The organism is Nocardioides convexus, assembly GCF_011090295.1.
Map to the genome: position 1 here is coordinate 4,511,656 of NZ_JAAMYA010000001.1, position 15,465 is coordinate 4,527,120.

Consider the following 15,465-nt stretch of genomic DNA (forward strand, 5'->3'; position numbering starts at 1 on the left):
GATGCCGAGTCTCGGTGTCGACCGCGCCCTGCGAGGTCACCACCCAGTCGGGACGGGGCTCGGGGCCGCGGGACAGCGGCTCGACCGAGAGCCAGGTCGACCAGCGCTGGCCGGGCTCGAGGTCGTCGTAGGCCCGGTAGTCGAAGACGAACCGGGGGTCGAGGTCAGGGGAGAGGTTCTCCTGGGACAAGACGGGTGCTCCTGGGGATCGAGAGGAATCGGTCTGAAGGCAGGCCGAGGACAGTCATGGACATGTCACGCTCCTCTCGACGGGTCCACGGGGCACGCGGACGACGTCCCCGATGGTGGCGCACCGGGTTCGGGCACGACAACCGCTTTTCCGTCGGAGGATTGACGTACGGTGCTGCCATGCGTTGGCGGATCGTTCTCGTGGTGCTCCTGCTGCTTCTCGTGCCGGGCTTCTCCGGTGCTGCCGTGCGGACGGCGGCACCCGGCGGATCGACCGGTCCCGACCCGTACTGGAAGTTCGACGGCAACGGCGGCACCGACGCCCTGCGCTACGACGTCCGGGTCTCCTACGACTTCTCCCGCGCCCGGCTCAGCGGGCGCACGATCGTGACCCTGCGGGCGAAGAAGGACCTGTCCAGCCTCAACCTCGACCTGCTGCTCCCGGTCTCTGCGGTCACCGTCGACGGCCGCCGGGCGCGCTTCGGCAAGCCCAACAACCATGAGCCTGCACATCGTCCCGGCCCGCTCGATCCGCAAGGGCGCGATCGTCAGGGTCTCCGTCGCCTACGGCGGCTTCCCGGGGCGCTACCGCTACGCCGGGGAGCGCAACTGGCTGGCCGACGGCGGGGAGGTCGTGGCGATGAACGAGCCCCACATGGCGCCGTGGTGGTTCCCCTCCAACGACCACCCCAGCGACAAGGCCGTCTTCGACATCCGCGTCACCACCCCTCGGGGCAAGCGGGTGATCAGCAACGGCAGCTACGTCGGGCGCACCGTCCGGGGCACCAAGGCCACCACGCACTGGCGGATGAGCGACCCGATGGCGACCTACCTCGCGTTCTTCGCGGCGGGCCGGTTCCAGGTCGAGACCGGCCGCAGCGCCTCGGGGATCCGCTACGTCAACGCGGTCTCGGCGCGCCTGCCGAAGGCCGACCGGGCCCGGGCGATGGCCGTGCTGCGCCGCAGCGGCGCGACCACGGACTGGCTGCAGTCGTGGCTCGGGAAGTACCCCTTCACCTCCACCGGCGGGCTGGTCACCAGCCTCGACGTGGGCTTCGCGCTGGAGAACCAGACGCGTCCGACGTACGGGAGCCTGGATCTACCCGGGCGTCGTGGTGCACGAGCCTGGCGCACCAGTGGTTCGGTGACAGCGTCTCCGTCCAGCGCTGGCGCGACATCTGGCTCAACGAGGGCTTCGCGACCTTCGCCGAGGTGGCCTACGACGCCGCGCACGGCGGGCCGTCGGTGCGGGCGTGGCTGGACCGGGCCTACGACGAGCGCTGCCGCCAGGGCGGGTCGTCCTTCTGGACCCTCGACATCAGCAACCCCGGGCCGGCGAAGGTCTTCGACGAAGGGGTCTACGACCGCGGCTCGATGGTGCTGGCCGCGCTGCAGAACCGGATCGGCGCCACCGCGATGCGCGACCTGCTGCGCGCCTGGGTTGCCGCCCATCACGACGGCAACGCGACGGTGGCGCAGTTCGAGGCCATGGCCTCAGCGCGCACCGGTCAGGACCTGCGCGGCTTCTTCCAGGCCTGGCTGCGCTCGGGGACGGTCCCGGCCGGGACCCCCGCCAACGGCCTGACCCACCCCTGTCCGTAGCAGCCGCCCTCCGCGAATGACATCGACGGCAGGCCGCAGCGGGCGCCGGGACTGCCGTTCGTGTCATCGGGGGTCGGCCGGGTCCAGCGCGCCTCCCACGTGACGGGTGGGGCGTTTGGTACCAATGTGTCGACCTGTGCCCCCGTCGGGCGCGTGCCCGCACCAGGATGGAGACCCATGGACGCCAAGAAGCCTGATCGCCCTGGTGGTGATCGTGTTCCTCGGGTTCTGGATGTTCACCGACCCCTCCGGGCTGGCGGTCACGTCCAAGAGCGCCGCGAGCAACGGCTGGGACCTGACCACGCAGGCGTTCAACGGGGTCATCGACTTCGTCGGCGCGATGGACTGACGCAGGGACGGCTCATGAGCCTTCGTCGCGGGCCTCGTGGTCCGCCTCGGCGACCCGAACATCGCCAAGCACCTCCTGCGCGAGGAGGGCGAGGTGGTCGTCGACGAGGTGACCCACCACTGGTTCGCCTACCTGCGTCCCGGCGCCGAGGGGCTGCTCGCGACGCTGCTGCTCGTGTGGAGCCTGGTTCGTGGCGGTCCAGGTCGCCTGGTCCTTCCTGATCGTCGCGGTGCTCCTGCTCGGCCACGCCGCCTGGGGCTGGCTCGCGGTGCTCCGCGACCGCTTCGTGATCACCAACATGCGCGTCTTCCGGGTCCACGGCGTGCTGTCCCAGAGCCTCGCCACGATGCCGCTGAGCCGGATCCTCGACATCTCGGTCAAGAAGCCGCTGCACGGGCGGGTGCTCGGCTTCGGGCACTTCTGCTTCGAGTCGGCGGCCCAGGAGCAGGGCCTGCGCGACATCCGCTACGTCGGTCGTCCCGACGAGCGCGACCTCGCCATCCAGCGCGTCGTCCAGCGCTCCGGCCTCCGCGGCCCCCGCGTCCCGAACTAGCCTGGATGGGCCGAGCGCGTCGTCGCTGCGCTCCGCCGCGCTGCCGGCCGCGCGGTCGTCTCCGGTGCCAGGCTGGGTCCGCCTGGCGGCGAGCCTTCGGCGCGGCGGGAAGCACCGGTCTCCTCGGCTCCGGTCGCTCGTTCCTCGCTCCCTGCGCCTCCTCGTCCGGCGTTCCCGCCGCCGCCTGCCTGTGAGTCAGGGGCCGCGCTCGCTGCGGCACGTGCTCGGGGCGTGGCCTCGCCGTGAGTCCGGCCCACCCCTTTCGTAGGATTGCGGGCATGACGCAGCAGCCGTTCTCCCGTCCCGGAGCCATCGACCTCTCGGCGCTCAAGCGGCCCGCGCCGGCCGCCGGCGGCGGTACGCCGAGCGGAGCGCCCGTGAGCGGTGGGAGCGCCGGGTCGGCGTACTCCGTGGCGGTGGACGAGGCCAACTTCCAGGCCGTGCTCGAGGCGTCGATGACGGCGCCGGTGGTGCTGGTGTTCCACTCCGCGACCCAGGCGCCCGAGAGCGAGCAGGCTCGCGCGCGACGTGGCGACCGTGGCCGACGAGTATGACGGCCGGTTCCTCGCCGCGAGCATCGACGTGGACGCGGTGCCGCAGATCGCGCAGGCGATGCAGATCCCGCAGGTGCCGCTGATGCTGGTGATCCTCGACGGGCGCCCGGCGACCCAGCCGATCCCGGGCGCGGCCCCGATCGACGACATCCGGGCGCTGTTCAACCAGGCTCGCCCAGCAGGCTCACCGCCCAGGGCATCGCCGGGCGGCACCAGCCCAACGCGTTCGGAGCCCCGGCGGCACCGGGCCAGGAGGGCGAGGAGGCCGAGATCGACCCGCGCTACGCGCCGGCCCAGGACGCGCTCGCGGCGGGGGACATCGACCGCGCGGTGACGGAGTACCAGAAGCTCGCCGACGCCAACCCCGCCGACTCCGAGGCCGCGGCCGGCCTGGCCATGGCGAAGGTGCTCCAGCGCACCCAGGGCGTCGACCTCAACCAGGCGCGAGCGGCCGCCGCCGCGAATCCCGACGACCTCGACGCGCAGACCCTGGTCGCCGACCTGGACATGCTCGGCGGGCACGTGGAGGACGCCTTCGCGCGGCTGGTGGAGCCTGGTGCGCCGTACGGCGGGCAAGGACCGCGACCGGGCCCGGGAGCACCTGCTCGGCCTCTTCGGCGCGGTCGGCAACGACGACCCGCGTGTGCTCAAGGGTCGCCAGGCCCTCGCCTCCGCATTGTTCTGACATGGGCTTCGGGCAGGGCGCCGGCTTCCTGCTGCGGGGGCTGCGGCTGTGGCGGGAGCGGCCCCGGCTGATGCTGCTCGGCATCGTGCCCGCGCTCATCGTCGGTGTGCTGCTGGCGGGGGCGTTCGTCGCCCTGGTGATCTTCGCCGACGACCTCATCAGCCTGGGCCACGCCCTTCGCCGACGGCTGGTCCGAGGCGATCCGCACCGTGTTCCGGGCCCTGCTGTGGCTGCTCGTGGTCGCCGGAGCCGGGATGCTCGCGATCGTCACCTTCACCGGGCTGACCCTCGCCGTCGGCGACCCCTTCTACGAGAAGATCTGGAAGGAGGTCGAGGCTCTCCCTCGGCGGCGCGGTGCCCGATCACGGGGTCGGCTGGCTGCGCGGCATCGTCGACGGCCTGGTCCTGGTGATGATGGGGATCGCGACGGCTCTGCTGGTCTTCGTGATCGGCCTGCTGCCGCTCGTCGGCGCGATCATCGGCTTCGTGCTCGGCCTGGTCCTCTCCGGCCGGCTGCTCGCCGGTGAGCCTGGTGTCCCGGCCGCTGGAGGCGCGCGGCCTCGACCGGGCGCAGCGCGCGGCCCTGATGAAGCAGCACCGAGGCGCGATGCTCGGCTTCGGCGTGTGCGTCCAGGCCTGCTTCCTGATCCCCCTCGGCGGGGTCGCGGTGATGCCGGCGGCGGTCGCCGGGGCGACGTACCTCGCCCGGGAGGCGTTGGATCGCCTCCCGCAGTGACCGGATGCGGTAAACCTTCTCCGAAAAGTGCGCCGGTCGCGTAAGACCTGCACCTCGAGGGTGTCCGGAAACCGGGACAACCGTCGATCGAGGGAGCAGTACCGATGCCATCCGGCAGCGCCGTCGTGCGCACGCACACCAGCAGGGACCGATCTCGGGGAGGGCGCCTCGCGCGCTGGCTCTCCGCTGTCGCGGTCGTCGTCACGGGCATCGCCGTACCAGCGGCTGTGATGGCACCCGCCGAGGCGGTGACCGTCGGCAACGTGACCGGTGCCGTCTCCGACGTCAGCAACCAGAACGGCACGGCGGTGCCGTGCCTGCACTACGCCCCCGGAGCCGGCACGCCGTCGGCCGGCGAGGTGGACTTCTCCTACGGCGTCCCGAGCGGTGACAACAGGCTGCCCCACGGCGCTCGACCTCGACCGGCAGAGCGGTGTCGGTTTCGACGCCAACGCGCCCGGCGACGTGAGCCCGGGCCAGGCATTCCTGCTCGCCTCGATCATCCACTACAACAACCCGATCGTCGGCGCGGCCGGCGGCAACGGCACCTTCCTCGGCGGCACCCTGTCGCTGCGTCTGGGCGACTTCCAGGGCACCCCGACGGTGGACTACCCGTGGGTGCTGGAGGAGACGCCGAACGTCGCCGGCCGCTGTGCGTACGGCGCCACCAACGGCCCGTGCGACGACCGGCTCAGGCTTCACCGATCCGAGCGGGTCGCGTGCGGTGACCGACGCCACCGGCCAGCGCTACCGGCTGACCATCACCTCGGTCGCGAAGGCGCCGGGCACCTCCTGCCCGGCCACCCCGCCGGCCAACGCCACCGACGCCTTCGTCACCCCGGAGCGCCAGGAGACCACCGGGTGCGTCTACGGCATCCTCGACCCGGTCCGCCAGGTGGTCATCGAGAAGCAGACCCTGCCCGACGGTGCTCCGGACCGGTTCGCCTTCGACCTCGACGGCAGCACCGTGGACGGCCCGCTGCCGGCGAGCACCACGCTGGGTGACGACGACACCGCGACGTACGAGATCGACGGGTCCTCCACCTTCGGCGAGCGGGACACGGCGGGCTGGAGCCTGAGCGACCTGTCCTGCACCGGCGACACCTCCGGCGTCCGCACGGACCTCGCCGCGGGCACCGTCACCGTGGGCGCGGAGGGCGGGGACGTGCACTGCGTCTTCACCAACACCCAGGGCGGCGCGATCGTGGAGAAGCGCGACGCCGACGGCGGGGCACTGATCGGCACCGCGACGTTCCGCTTCGAGCGCCCGGGCCGTCCGGCGATCGTGGTCACCGACAACCAGGCCCCCGACCTCGACCCGACCGTGGGTCGGGTCGAGGTGCGCGGCCTGGTGCCGGGAGAGTGGACGGTCACCGAGACCGCCGCGCCCGACGGCTACCGGATCGACGACCCGCGCCCGGTCACCTTCACCGTGCCGGCCGGCACCGCCACTCCGGTCCGCGTGCCGGCGTTCACCGACAGCCGGCTCCTCTCGGAGGCTCTCCGTCCTCAAGCACGAGGCGCGTCCCGACGGCAGCGTCACCGCGACCGTCGTACCGGGCGCGGTCTTCCAGCTCTGGCGTGAGACCAACGGCACCGCCGGTCTGCAGCCCGGGGCGGACACCGCGGTCGGTGCTCCGTGCACGACCGCCGGCACCCAGCCGTGCACCGTCGGCGGCCTGCCGTTCGGCACCTACTACTGGCAGGAGACCCAGGCGCCGCAGGGCTACCAGTCGCCCGCCGACGCCGTCTCCGAGGCGATCGCGATCGATGCCAGCAACGCCGGTGGCACCTTCCCGGTGACCGTCATCGGCGACCCGCAGAAGCGCAGCGAGTCTGCTCATCCACAAGAGCGACGCGATCACCGGCAAGCCGCTGGCGGGGGCGACCTTCGCGCTCTACCGCGAGACCAACGGCGCCAACGGCCTGCAGACCGACAGCGACACGCTCATCGGCACCTGTGTCACGCCGGCCAGCGGTGACTGCGTGATCGGCGACCTGCCGTTCGGTGGCTACTGGTGGAAGGAGATCGCGGCGCCGACCGGTTACGGCATCCCCGGCGCGGACGTGGTCGGCATGATCGTCGTCAACGCGACCAACGCCGGCGGACCGATCATCCCCTCCGGCCTCGCCGACCCGCAGGTCCTCTCCGCGCTGACCGTCGTCAAGCGGGACGCGACGACGGACGCCGAGCCCGACGGGGCCGTCTTCGAGCCTGCGCCGCCAGGCGGCGGACGGCACCTGGACGACGTACGGCACCTGCACGACGCAGGCCGGGCGCTGCACGGTCGGTGACCTGGAGTTCGGCACCTACGCCTGGCACGAGCGGACCGCACCGGTCGGCTACGACCTGCCCGCGGACCGCGACTCCGACCCGATCGAGGTCACCGCGGCCAACGCCGGCAGCGACCTCGCGGTGGTGACCTTCCGCGACCCGCAGACGCCGAGCACGCTGTCGGTGGTCAAGCAGGACCAGGAGAGCGGTACGACGCTCGACGGCGCCACCTTCGCGCTGTACTCCGAGACCAACGGCACCCCGGGCCTCCAGCCCGGCGGTGACACCCTGGTCGGTGAGTGCACCACCGCCGGCGGCACGGCCTGCTCGGTCCAGGGGCTGGCGCACGGCACGTACTACTGGCTGGAGACCAAGGCGCCGCAGGGCTACGAGTCGCCTGCCGGCGCGCAGTCGGGGCCGATCGTCGTCGCGCCGGAGAACGCCGGAACGACCTTCCCGGTGACGGTCATCGGCGACCCGCAGAAGCGCAGCGCGCTGAGCGTGGTCAAGCACGACGCGGAGACCGGCGCCGTCGTGGCCGGGGCGACCTTCGAGTCGTGGCGCGACGCCGACGGCAACGGCCGCTACGACGCCGCGTCCGACACCAAGGTCGGCGCCTGCACCACGACCGCCGAGGCGTGCGGCGTGGACCCGGTCGGGTTCGGCACGTACTTCTGGGTGGAGACGAAGGCGCCGCAGGGCTACCAGGCTCCCGAAGGACGCGGTGTCCGCGCCGATCGTCGTCACGGCCGCCAACGCCGGGGCGAGACTTCACGCCGGTCCCGGTCGCCGACCCGCAGGTGCGCAGCCGGATCGACCTGCGCAAGACCGACGCCTTCACCGCGAAGGCGCTGGCCGGCGCCGTCTTCCAGCCTGTACGCCGACACCGACCGCGACGGCCTGCACGACCCGGCCGAGCCGATGGTCGGCGCGCCGCGCACCACCGGCGCCAAGGGCCGGATCACCTGGGACAAAGCCTCCTGATCGGCGGGTACGTCGCCGTGGAGACCAAGGCGCCGAAGGGCTACGTCCTGCCGACCGGCACCGCCGCGGAGCACGCCGTCGAGGTCACCACCGCGAACGCCGGCTCGACGCTGACGATCGCCGTCACCAACGAGCGCGACGGCACGATCGGCGGCATCGTCGAGGACGACCCGAAGGGCGGCTCGTCGGGCGGCTCGTCCGGCACGGCCTCGGGCGTGCTGCCCAACACCGGCGCGCCGGCGTACGCCGTGCCGCTGGTGGGCTTCGCCGCCCTGCTCGTCCTGCTGGGCGGGTGGCTGATGGCCGGGGAGCGGCGCCGCCGCCGGGCCTGATCGCCCGCGTGATCCGTCCGGGCGGTGCTCGCTAGCGCTGGAACGCGGCGAGCACCGCCTGCACGGCGGGGGAGTCGGCCATCGTCCGGCGGTGCAGGGCATCGACCAGGCGGATCGGCTCCGGGTCCACCACCCGTACGGCGACCAGGTCGTCCCCGAGCGGGCCGCGGCCCATCCGCGGGACCAGCGCCACGCCGAGCCCGGCGCGCACCAGTGCCAGGTGCGACTCGAACTCCCCGCTGACGTGGGCGATGCGGGGCGGGCGCCCGGTGCCGTCGTACATCCGGGAGAGCCACTGGCGGCAGATCGTGCCCTCGGGAGTGGCGATCCAGCCGACGTCCACCAGGTCGTGCGGGGTGACGCGGTCGCGGCCGGCGAGCGGGTCGTCGCGGTGCACGATCGACTCGGCGAGGTCGGTGGCGACGGCGGTCGTGACGACGTGCTCCGGCACGGCGAACGGCACGCCGCCCCAGCGGTGCACGATCCCGAGCTCGGCCTGCCCGGAGGCGATCAGGTCGACGACGTCCCACGGCTCGCGCTCGTCGAGGGTCAGGCTCGAGGTCGGGGTGGGCGTCGCGCAGGGCCCGCGCGATCGGCGCGATCAGGCCGCGCATCGCGGTCGAGAAGGCCGCGAGCCGGACCCGGCCGGCGACCACGCCGGCGCGCTGCTGCAGCCCGGCCTCGAGCCTGCTCCAGGTCGGCGAGCACCCGCTCGCCGGCGTCGACGAGGTGCTGGCCGTGGCTGGTCAGCATCACGCCGCGGCCCACCCGCTCCAGCAGCGGCACGCCGGTCTGTCGCTCCAAGCGCTTGACCTGCTGGGAGATCGCGCTCGGCGTGAAGCCGGTCGCGCCGGCGGCGGCGACCACCGAGCCGTGGGTGGCGACAGCGCGGAGGCCGGCCAGGGCGTCCAGATCGATCATGCAATGACGCTACATGAAGTCGCACACCATCATTCGCTGGTGCTTCATGGTTCTCGGCCGCGACGATGGAGGCGTGACTCGTAGGGACCAGGCCCTCGCCGCGCTCGTCGCCGCGATCTGGGGCTTCAACTTCGTCGTGATCGACTGGGGCATGGGCGAGGTGCCCCCGCTGCTCTTCCTCGCCGTGCGCTTCCTCGCCGTGCTGGTGCCGGCAGTGTTCCTGCTGCCGCGCCCGCCCGTGCCGTGGCGCACGATCCTCGCGGTCGGGACGTTCATGTCGCTCGGCCAGTTCGGGTTCCTGTACGTCGCGATGGACGCCGGGATGCCGCCGGGGCTCGCCGGCCTGGTGCTCCAGGCCCAGGTCGTGCTGACCATCGCTCTCGCCGCGGTGGTGCTCCGCGAGCGGCCGACCCGCCCGCAGGTCGCGGGCGTGCTGCTCGGCGTGGTCGGCCTGGTCGTGGTCGGGCTCGGCCGCGGCGGGCACGTCCCGGCGGTGGCGCTGCTGTTGTGCCTGAGCGCCGCGGCGATGTGGGCGATCGGCAATGTCGTCTCCCGCGCCAGCGGGGCCAAGGGCGGTCTGAGCCTGACGGTGTGGTCCGCGCTCGTCGTACCGCTGCCGCTGGTTGTCCTCTCGCTGCTGATCGACGGCCCGGCCGCCGTGGCTGACGGCGTGGCCGCCTTCGGTGGGCGCGCGGCGGTCTCCACGCTCTACACCGCGGGCCTGGCCTCGCTGGTGGGTTACGGGCTCTTCAACGGCCTGCTCTCGCGCAACCCGTCGTCGGCGGTGGTGCCGTGGATCCTGCTCGTCCCGCCGGTCGCGATCGGCTCGGCGTGGGCCCTGCTCGACGAGGTCCCGTCGGCGGGCGAGACTCGGCGGCGGTGCGCTGCTGGTGCTGGGCGTGCTGGTCGCGCAGGTCCGTTGGAGCAGGCTCAGCGACCGGACTCGGAGTAGGCGGGACCCTCACCCGCGAGATGAGCCAGTGCCGCTCGCACCCGTCGCGCCGTGAAGTCGGCCGCGCGCTCGTCAACCTGCGCCAGCGTCAGGAACTCCGCGCTCCTGATCTCCCGGGCCTGCGGCACGATCCGCTCGGTGATCGCCGCGGGGTGCACCCCGCCGTCGAAGACCAGGCACAGTGCGTCGTCCCAGCCGCCCCACGGCGGCAGCCAGTCGGTGAGCAGCAGCGGGCCGGCGGGGATCTCCAGTGCCAGGCTCCTCCTCGACCTCGCGGGAGACCGCGACGAGCGGCGACTCGCCGACCTCGACCACGCCGCCCGGCAGGTCCCAGTCGCTCTTGTAGGTCAGGCTCGCACAGCAGCACCCGCGGCTCCGGCGACTCGTCGCGCACCAGCATCTGCGCGATCCCGCGCTTGCGGGGAAGGAAGGAGTTGAGCAGCGCCCGGAAGCCGCCGGGCTCGTGCACCGGGGTGTCGTCGACGAGACGCGCGTAGACCACGACGTCTCCGCCCCGCCCGCGCTGCACGCCCTCGCGGCGTAGCCCCGACCAGGTGGCGATGCGCTGCGCCTCGGCGTCGTCCACCGCGACCTTGACCTCGACCCGGTCGTGGTCGGTGAGGGCCTCGGCCACCTGGCGTCGTACGACGTCGACGGCGGCCTGCCAGCCCCGGTCGGTCAGGTCGGCGGTCCAGGTCAGCCGGGCGGTGCCGTCGTCGACGGTCGCATGGCTGATCTCCGGCTGCTCGGACACGCCCCGAACCCTAGTAGACCGGTGGCTATTCGGCGGAGGGCGCTCGCAGCCACAGTGTCGCCAGCGGCGGCACGACGAGCGAGGCGTACGCCGGGCTGCCGCCGGGCGCCCCCGACTCCAGGGGCCCGGCGGCCTCCGCGTGCACGGTGCCGAGGTTGCCGACCCCGCTGCCGCCGTAGCTCGCGGCGTCGGTGTTGAGCAGGCTCGTGCCACTCGCCGGCGAGGGGAAGACCCAGCCGGTGGTCGTGCGGGACGGCGGCGAAGTTGGCGACGCAGACCAGGTCCGGGACCCCGGGCCGGCCGGAGCGGCGCACGAACGAGAAGACGTTGTGCCCCGCGTCCTGGGCATCGATCCACTCGAAGCCGGCCGGGTCGTTGTCGAGCGCCCACAGCGCGGGCTCGTCGCGGTAGCGGGCGTTGAGGTCCCGCACGAAGTCGTGCACCCCGCGGTGCTCGGGCTTGGCGAGCAGCCACCAGTCCAGGCTCGCGGGCCTCGGCCCACTCCGACTCCTGGGCGAACTCGCAGCCCATCATGATCAGCCTGCTTGCCGGGGTGGGCCCACATGAAGGCGAGGTAGGCACGCAGGGTGGCGAGCTTGCTGCCAGCGGTCGCCGGGCATCTTGCGCACCAGCGAGCCCTTGCCGTGCACGACCTCGTCGTGGCTCAGCGGCAGCACGTAGTTCTCGGAGAAGGCGTAGACGAGGGAGAAGGTCATCTCGCCGTGGTGGTAGGCGCGGTGCACCGGCTCGTGCGCGAGGTAGCCGAGGCTGTCGTGCATCCAGCCCATGTTCCACTTGAACCCGAAGCCGAGCCCGCCGCCGGAGGTGGCGCCGGTGACGCCCGGCCAGGCGGTGGACTCCTCGGCGATGCTGACCATGCCCGGCACCCGCTTGTAGGCCGTGGCGTTGAGCTCCTGCAGGAACTGCACGGCCTCGAGGTGCTCGCGGCCGCCGTACTTGTTGGGGTGCCACTCGCCGTGGCTGCGCCCGTAGTCGAGGTAGAGCATCGAGGCGACGCCGTCGACCCGGAGCCCGTCCACGTGGAACTCCTCGAGCCAGTAGAGCGCGTTGGCGACCAGGAAGTTGCGCACCTCGGGCCGACCGAAGTCGAAGATGTAGGAGCCCCACTCCGGGTGCCAGCCGCGCTGCGGGTCGGGGTGCTCGTAGAGCGCGGTGCCGTCGAAGCGGGCCAGCGCCCACTCGTCGGTCGCGAAGTGCCCGGGGACCCAGTCCAGGATCACCGCGATGCCCGCGGCGTGCAGGGCCTCGACGAGGCGGCGGAAGCCGTCGGGGTCGCCGAAGCGCGCGTCCGGGGCGAAGTACGACGTCACGTGGTAGCCCCAGGAGCCGCCGAACGGGTGCTGCATGACCGGCATCAGGCTCGACATGGGTGAAGCCCAGGTCGGCGAGGTAGGCGGGCAGGTCCGCGGCCAGCCTCGTCGTAGGACCAGAAGGAGCCGTCGGGGTGCTTCTTCCACGAGCCGAGGTGCAGGCTCGTAGGTCGCCATCGGCTCGTTGACCGGCTGCTTGCGGGCCCGCTCGGCGATCCACGCGTCGTCGTTCCACTCGTGGGTGCTCGCGAAGACCCGGGACGCGGTGGCCGGCGGCTTCTCGGCGTAGAACGCCATCGGGTCGGCCTTGTGGCGCCAAACGCCGTCGGCTCCCTCCACGACGTACTTGTACGACGCGCCGGAGCCCACACCGGGCACGAACGCCTCCCACAGCCCGCTGCCGATCGAGTCTCATCCGGTGGGCGTTGCCGTCCCAGCCGTTGAACTCGCCGATGACGCTGACGTTGCGCGCGTTGGGGGCCCACACCACGAAGCCTGGTGCCGGGCTCCGGCTCGCTGCGCACGTGGGCGCCGAGGGCTTGCCAGAGCAGGCTCGTGGCGGCCTTCCGCGACGAGGTGCAGATCGATCTCTCCGAGGGTCGACGACGGCACGTGGGGCGGCATCCTCTCGAGTCTAGCGACGGGTGGTGAGGTGGAGCAGGGTGCACTGCTGAGGCTTCATCGCGGGCACCTGCACGCCGGCTGTACCCAGCACCCGCCCGGTCAGTCGGACGCCCTCGGCGAGCCAGGACGGGACGGTCCACGGCGGCTCGGACACGGCGTCGGGCCGCAGCAGCCCGACGTCGTACGACGCCGTGGGGTCCAGGCCCGGCAGCCGGACCCGGCCGCGCGGCGAGGTCGCCGGCTTGGCCAGCGAGGTCAGCGCGAAGACCGCCTCCGCGCCGTCCGGGGCGACGACGCCGTGCACCCACAGCGTCGGGTCGGGGCTGTCGGCGACGACGACCCGCCCCGTGTGCAGCAGTGGACGCAGGCGCCGGTGCAGGCTCGACCCAGGACCGGATCACCGCGCGCTCCTCGTCGGAGACCTTCGTCAGGTCCCACTCGATGCCGAAGTGGCCCCACAGCGCGGTCGCCGCGCGCAGACTCCAGCGGCTGGGTGCGCCCCGTCGAGTGCGCGGTCTCCGGGCCGAGGTGGGTGCCGACGAGCTCGGGCGGGACGAGCAGGCTGGGTCCAGCGCTGCACCTCCTGGCGGTCCAGCGCGTCGATGCAGTCACTGGCCCAGACCCGGTCGGTACGGGCCAGGACCCCGAGATCGATGCGGGCGCCGCCGCTGGCGCACGACTCGATCTCCAGGCCGGGGTGGGCGGCCTTGAGCTCGTCCATCAACCGGTACGCCGCGAGCGTGTGCGCCCGCACGCCGGGCACCCGCGCCGGGCCGTGGCCGGCCTCGGTGACCGGGCGGTTGTGGTCCCACTTGAGGTAGGCGATCGGGTAGGTGTCGAGCAGGGCGTGCAGGGCCGCGGCCACGTGGGCGTAGGCGTCGGGGCGGGCGAGGTCCAGCACGTGCTGGAAGCGCGACGGCGTGCCGAGGTCGCCCTCGGCGGGGCTCAGGATCCAGTCCGGGTGGGCCCGGGCGAGGTCGGAGTCGGGGTTCACCATCTCCGGCTCGACCCAGAGGCCGAGGTCCATGCCGTGCCCGGTGACCGCGCGGACCAGCGGGTCGAGGCCGTCGGGCCAGCGCTCGCGGTCGACCTCCCAGTCGCCGAGACCGGCCCGGGCGCTGGTGCGCCCCCGGAACCACCCGTCGTCCACGACGAAGCGCTCCACGCCCACCGCGGCCGCCGCGTCCACCAGGGGCAGGAGCCGCTCCGGTGTGGCCTTGAAGTAGACCGCCTGCCAGGAGTTGAGCAGCACCTTGCGAGGCGTGCGGGGGTGCGTGGCCCGCGCCCGGACCTCCGCGTGCAGGCGGCCGGAGAGCCTCGTTGAGGCCGCGCCCGTGGACCGCCCACAGGGTCGGCGCCCGGTGGGCGGCTCCGGGATCGACGGTGACCTCGCGGGGGAGCAGCAGGCTCGCCGGCGGTCAGCACCGCCTCGCCGTGGTACATCCGCTCGGCCGCGTGCACCTGGTTGCCCGACCAGGCCAGGTGCACGCCCCAGACCTCGCCGGACTCCCAGCCGAAGCCCCGCTCGCCGGCGACCAGCACCAGCGGCGCGTCGTGGCCCGGGCGCCCCTTGCGGTCCTCCCGGACGTGGGCGCCGACGACGAGCGGGAGCCGTTGCGGCACCCGCTCGTGGCCCTGGCTGCCGGCCAGGCTGAGCAGGCTCGGTGGCGTGCGCCGGCAGCGGGAGCGCGGGCGCGAGGTGGTCGAGGTCGTACGGCGTGGTGCCGGTGTTGGTCAGCGTCGTGTCGACCCGGACGACGCCGTGCTCCGACAGCGTGATCGTCAGCGCGACCGCGACCTGCGCGTCCGGGTCGCTCGCGTGCACCCGCACGCCGTCAGGCACCTCCTCGGTGCCGGTGGTGGCCAGTCGCGTGACGTGGTGCGCGCCGCCACGGCTGCCGACCAGGCCGGGCCGCCCGAGCCAGCCCTCCGCCTCGACCGGCAGCAGGGAGGGGATGCCGGGCACGCTGAAGGCACTGTTGCCGCGCCGGGGCCGGGCCGCCTCGGCGAGGCCGGCCAGGCTCGTCGGCGGACAGGCTCGCCGAGGTCCGTGCCCCAGTGCAGGACCCGGGGGAGCCCGGGTGCCCAGCCGGCGCCGTGCTCCAGCAGGAGGCTGACGCCGCCACCGCGCAGGTGGATCCGGGTGCCGGTCATGGAGCCACCCTAGACACCTATTGATTTTCGATAGAAAAATCAGCGATGGTCGAGACATGACTCTCGTTCGTCGAGCGGTGCTGCCGCTGCGGATCGTCCTCGTGATGGCTTTCGCCCTACTGGTCGTCTTCCAGGTGCTCTCGATGCCCGGCCAGTTCCGCTACCAGGCTGAGCAGCACCCCGAGGACGCCGAGCCTGCGATGGCCGCTGACCATCGTCGCGGTGCTCGTGATCGCCTGCGTGCAGGTGGTCATCGTCTGCACCTGGCGCCTGCTGACGATGGTCGCCGAGGACCGGATCTTCACCACGGCGTCGATGCGCTGGGTGGACACGATCGTGCTCGCCATCGGCGCCGGCTGGTTGCTCATGGCCGGTGTGCTGCTCGGGCTGGCGGGCTACTGGGACGACCCGGGCGCGCCGCTCCTGCTGACCTTGCTGCTGCTGTGCTCGGGGGCGCTGGGCCTGCTGAT

At 73.0% G+C, this 15,465-nt stretch carries 22 protein-coding genes and 6 pseudogenes; 18 read left to right on the forward strand and 10 right to left on the reverse strand.

Annotation, left to right across the window (positions count from 1 at the left end; translation table 11 throughout):
- Positions 1–393 precede the first annotated feature (393 nt).
- The 15 genes and pseudogenes from G5V59_RS33370 (at position 394) to G5V59_RS33435 (ending at position 8,259) form a co-directional block, all read left to right on the forward strand.
- Positions 394–1,791 (forward strand): M1 family aminopeptidase, encoded by a 1,398-nt coding sequence (locus G5V59_RS33370; protein ID WP_278259303.1) that lies wholly within the window; start codon positions 394–396, stop codon positions 1,789–1,791.
- Positions 1,792–1,996: 205 nt separating this feature from the next.
- Positions 1,997–2,140 (forward strand): hypothetical protein, encoded by a 144-nt coding sequence (locus G5V59_RS33375; RefSeq protein ID WP_278259304.1) that lies wholly within the window; start codon positions 1,997–1,999, stop codon positions 2,138–2,140.
- Positions 2,141–2,154: 14 nt separating this feature from the next.
- Complete coding sequence (locus G5V59_RS38290; protein ID WP_341351093.1) at positions 2,155–2,361, forward strand: hypothetical protein; 207 nt, start codon at positions 2,155–2,157, stop codon at positions 2,359–2,361.
- Entirely contained in the window at positions 2,331–2,693 is a 363-nt protein-coding gene (locus G5V59_RS33380) for a PH domain-containing protein (protein WP_341351094.1), read from the forward strand. Before G5V59_RS38290 ends, G5V59_RS33380 begins: the two co-directional genes overlap by 31 nt.
- Before the next feature lie 278 nt (positions 2,694–2,971).
- Positions 2,972–3,247, forward strand: coding sequence for a hypothetical protein (locus G5V59_RS33385; RefSeq protein ID WP_278259305.1), 276 nt, complete (start codon positions 2,972–2,974; stop codon positions 3,245–3,247).
- A complete protein-coding gene (locus tag G5V59_RS33390) occupies positions 3,231–3,581 on the forward strand; it encodes a hypothetical protein (RefSeq protein ID WP_278259306.1) in 351 nt (116 codons plus the stop codon). The genes G5V59_RS33385 and G5V59_RS33390 overlap by 17 nt, the downstream gene beginning before the upstream one ends.
- A gap of 62 nt (positions 3,582–3,643) precedes the next feature.
- Positions 3,644–3,736: pseudogene (locus tag G5V59_RS33395) on the forward strand (hypothetical protein); the annotation flags it as partial.
- Between the two features lie 67 nt (positions 3,737–3,803).
- Entirely contained in the window at positions 3,804–3,932 is a 129-nt protein-coding gene (locus G5V59_RS33400) for a tetratricopeptide repeat protein (RefSeq protein WP_278260221.1), read from the forward strand.
- A 173-nt stretch (positions 3,933–4,105) separates the two neighbouring features.
- Positions 4,106–4,459, forward strand: a pseudogene (locus G5V59_RS33405) (hypothetical protein); the annotation flags it as partial.
- Positions 4,456–4,668 (forward strand): hypothetical protein, encoded by a 213-nt coding sequence (locus tag G5V59_RS33410; RefSeq protein WP_278259308.1) that lies wholly within the window; start codon positions 4,456–4,458, stop codon positions 4,666–4,668. The pseudogene G5V59_RS33405 and the gene G5V59_RS33410, both read left to right, overlap by 4 nt.
- Before the next feature lie 104 nt (positions 4,669–4,772).
- Positions 4,773–5,396, forward strand: coding sequence for a hypothetical protein (locus tag G5V59_RS33415; protein ID WP_278259309.1), 624 nt, complete (start codon positions 4,773–4,775; stop codon positions 5,394–5,396).
- A complete protein-coding gene (locus G5V59_RS33420) occupies positions 5,393–6,253 on the forward strand; it encodes a SpaA isopeptide-forming pilin-related protein (protein ID WP_278259310.1) in 861 nt (286 codons plus the stop codon). The genes G5V59_RS33415 and G5V59_RS33420 overlap by 4 nt, the downstream gene beginning before the upstream one ends.
- A gap of 290 nt (positions 6,254–6,543) precedes the next feature.
- Positions 6,544–6,963, forward strand: a complete 420-nt coding sequence (locus G5V59_RS33425; protein ID WP_278260222.1) for a prealbumin-like fold domain-containing protein — start codon at positions 6,544–6,546, stop codon at positions 6,961–6,963.
- A gap of 124 nt (positions 6,964–7,087) precedes the next feature.
- The gene (locus tag G5V59_RS33430; protein WP_278259311.1) at positions 7,088–7,927 is read left to right on the forward strand and encodes a SpaA isopeptide-forming pilin-related protein; all 840 of its coding nucleotides are present in this window, start codon (positions 7,088–7,090) and stop codon (positions 7,925–7,927) included.
- Between the two features lie 17 nt (positions 7,928–7,944).
- A complete protein-coding gene (locus G5V59_RS33435; RefSeq protein WP_278259312.1) occupies positions 7,945–8,259 on the forward strand; it encodes an LPXTG cell wall anchor domain-containing protein in 315 nt (104 codons plus the stop codon).
- Positions 8,260–8,290: 31 nt separating this feature from the next.
- Here the strand turns inward: G5V59_RS33435 and G5V59_RS33440 are convergent, their stop codons facing one another.
- Together G5V59_RS33440 and G5V59_RS33445 are read right to left on the reverse strand one after the other, a co-directional pair.
- Positions 8,291–8,812, reverse strand: coding sequence for a LysR substrate-binding domain-containing protein (locus G5V59_RS33440; protein WP_341351356.1), 522 nt, complete (start codon positions 8,810–8,812; stop codon positions 8,291–8,293).
- A complete protein-coding gene (locus G5V59_RS33445) occupies positions 8,809–9,180 on the reverse strand; it encodes a LysR family transcriptional regulator (protein WP_278259313.1) in 372 nt (123 codons plus the stop codon). Before G5V59_RS33445 ends, G5V59_RS33440 begins: the two co-directional genes overlap by 4 nt.
- A gap of 73 nt (positions 9,181–9,253) precedes the next feature.
- Here G5V59_RS33445 and G5V59_RS33450 point away from each other — a divergent pair, with 73 nt between their 5' ends.
- The gene (locus G5V59_RS33450) at positions 9,254–10,132 is read left to right on the forward strand and encodes an EamA family transporter (RefSeq protein ID WP_278259314.1); all 879 of its coding nucleotides are present in this window, start codon (positions 9,254–9,256) and stop codon (positions 10,130–10,132) included.
- Positions 10,133–10,204: 72 nt separating this feature from the next.
- Here the strand turns inward: G5V59_RS33450 and G5V59_RS38295 are convergent, their stop codons facing one another.
- The 8 genes and pseudogenes from G5V59_RS38295 to G5V59_RS33490 all read right to left on the reverse strand — a co-directional run.
- Positions 10,205–10,447 (reverse strand): hypothetical protein, encoded by a 243-nt coding sequence (locus G5V59_RS38295; RefSeq protein ID WP_341351095.1) that lies wholly within the window; start codon positions 10,445–10,447, stop codon positions 10,205–10,207.
- A gap of 464 nt (positions 10,448–10,911) precedes the next feature.
- Positions 10,912–11,235, reverse strand: a complete 324-nt coding sequence (locus tag G5V59_RS38300; RefSeq protein WP_341351357.1) for an alpha amylase C-terminal domain-containing protein — start codon at positions 11,233–11,235, stop codon at positions 10,912–10,914.
- Positions 11,147–11,329: pseudogene (locus G5V59_RS38305) on the reverse strand (alpha amylase C-terminal domain-containing protein); the annotation flags it as partial. The pseudogene G5V59_RS38305 and the gene G5V59_RS38300, both read right to left, overlap by 89 nt.
- Positions 11,330–11,422: 93 nt before the next feature.
- Positions 11,423–12,595, reverse strand: coding sequence for a 1,4-alpha-glucan branching enzyme (glgB, locus tag G5V59_RS33470; RefSeq protein ID WP_278259316.1), 1,173 nt, complete (start codon positions 12,593–12,595; stop codon positions 11,423–11,425).
- A gap of 256 nt (positions 12,596–12,851) precedes the next feature.
- Entirely contained in the window at positions 12,852–13,145 is a 294-nt protein-coding gene (locus tag G5V59_RS33475) for a GH36 C-terminal domain-containing protein (protein WP_278259317.1), read from the reverse strand.
- Positions 13,146–13,268: 123 nt separating this feature from the next.
- Positions 13,269–14,354, reverse strand: coding sequence for an alpha-galactosidase (locus G5V59_RS33480; RefSeq protein WP_278260225.1), 1,086 nt, complete (start codon positions 14,352–14,354; stop codon positions 13,269–13,271).
- Positions 14,300–14,464: pseudogene (locus tag G5V59_RS33485) on the reverse strand (glycoside hydrolase family 36 N-terminal domain-containing protein); the annotation flags it as partial. The gene G5V59_RS33480 and the pseudogene G5V59_RS33485, both read right to left, overlap by 55 nt.
- A gap of 106 nt (positions 14,465–14,570) precedes the next feature.
- Positions 14,571–14,861 (reverse strand): annotated as a pseudogene (locus G5V59_RS33490) (glycoside hydrolase family 36 N-terminal domain-containing protein); the annotation flags it as partial.
- On the opposite strand from G5V59_RS33490, the gene G5V59_RS33495 reads away from it, so the two are divergent.
- Positions 14,821–14,958, forward strand: coding sequence for a hypothetical protein (locus G5V59_RS33495; RefSeq protein WP_278260382.1), 138 nt, complete (start codon positions 14,821–14,823; stop codon positions 14,956–14,958). The pseudogene G5V59_RS33490 and the gene G5V59_RS33495 sit on opposite strands and share 41 nt — an antisense overlap.
- A gap of 265 nt (positions 14,959–15,223) precedes the next feature.
- A pseudogene (locus tag G5V59_RS33500) lies at positions 15,224–15,430 on the forward strand (DUF2975 domain-containing protein); the annotation flags it as partial.
- Positions 15,431–15,465 lie beyond the last annotated feature (35 nt).

Coding starts and splice junctions, on each gene's coding strand:
- G5V59_RS38290 (WP_341351093.1), top strand. CDS start 2,155: ATGAGCCTTCGTCGCGGGCCTCGTGGTCCGCCTCGGCGACCCGAACAT.
- G5V59_RS33385 (WP_278259305.1), top strand. CDS start 2,972: ATGACGCAGCAGCCGTTCTCCCGTCCCGGAGCCATCGACCTCTCGGCG.
- G5V59_RS33415 (WP_278259309.1), top strand. CDS start 4,773: ATGCCATCCGGCAGCGCCGTCGTGCGCACGCACACCAGCAGGGACCGA.
- G5V59_RS33445 (WP_278259313.1), bottom strand. CDS start 9,180: ATGATCGATCTGGACGCCCTGGCCGGCCTCCGCGCTGTCGCCACCCAC.
- G5V59_RS38300 (WP_341351357.1), bottom strand. CDS start 11,235: ATGCCCAGGACGCGGGGCACAACGTCTTCTCGTTCGTGCGCCGCTCCG.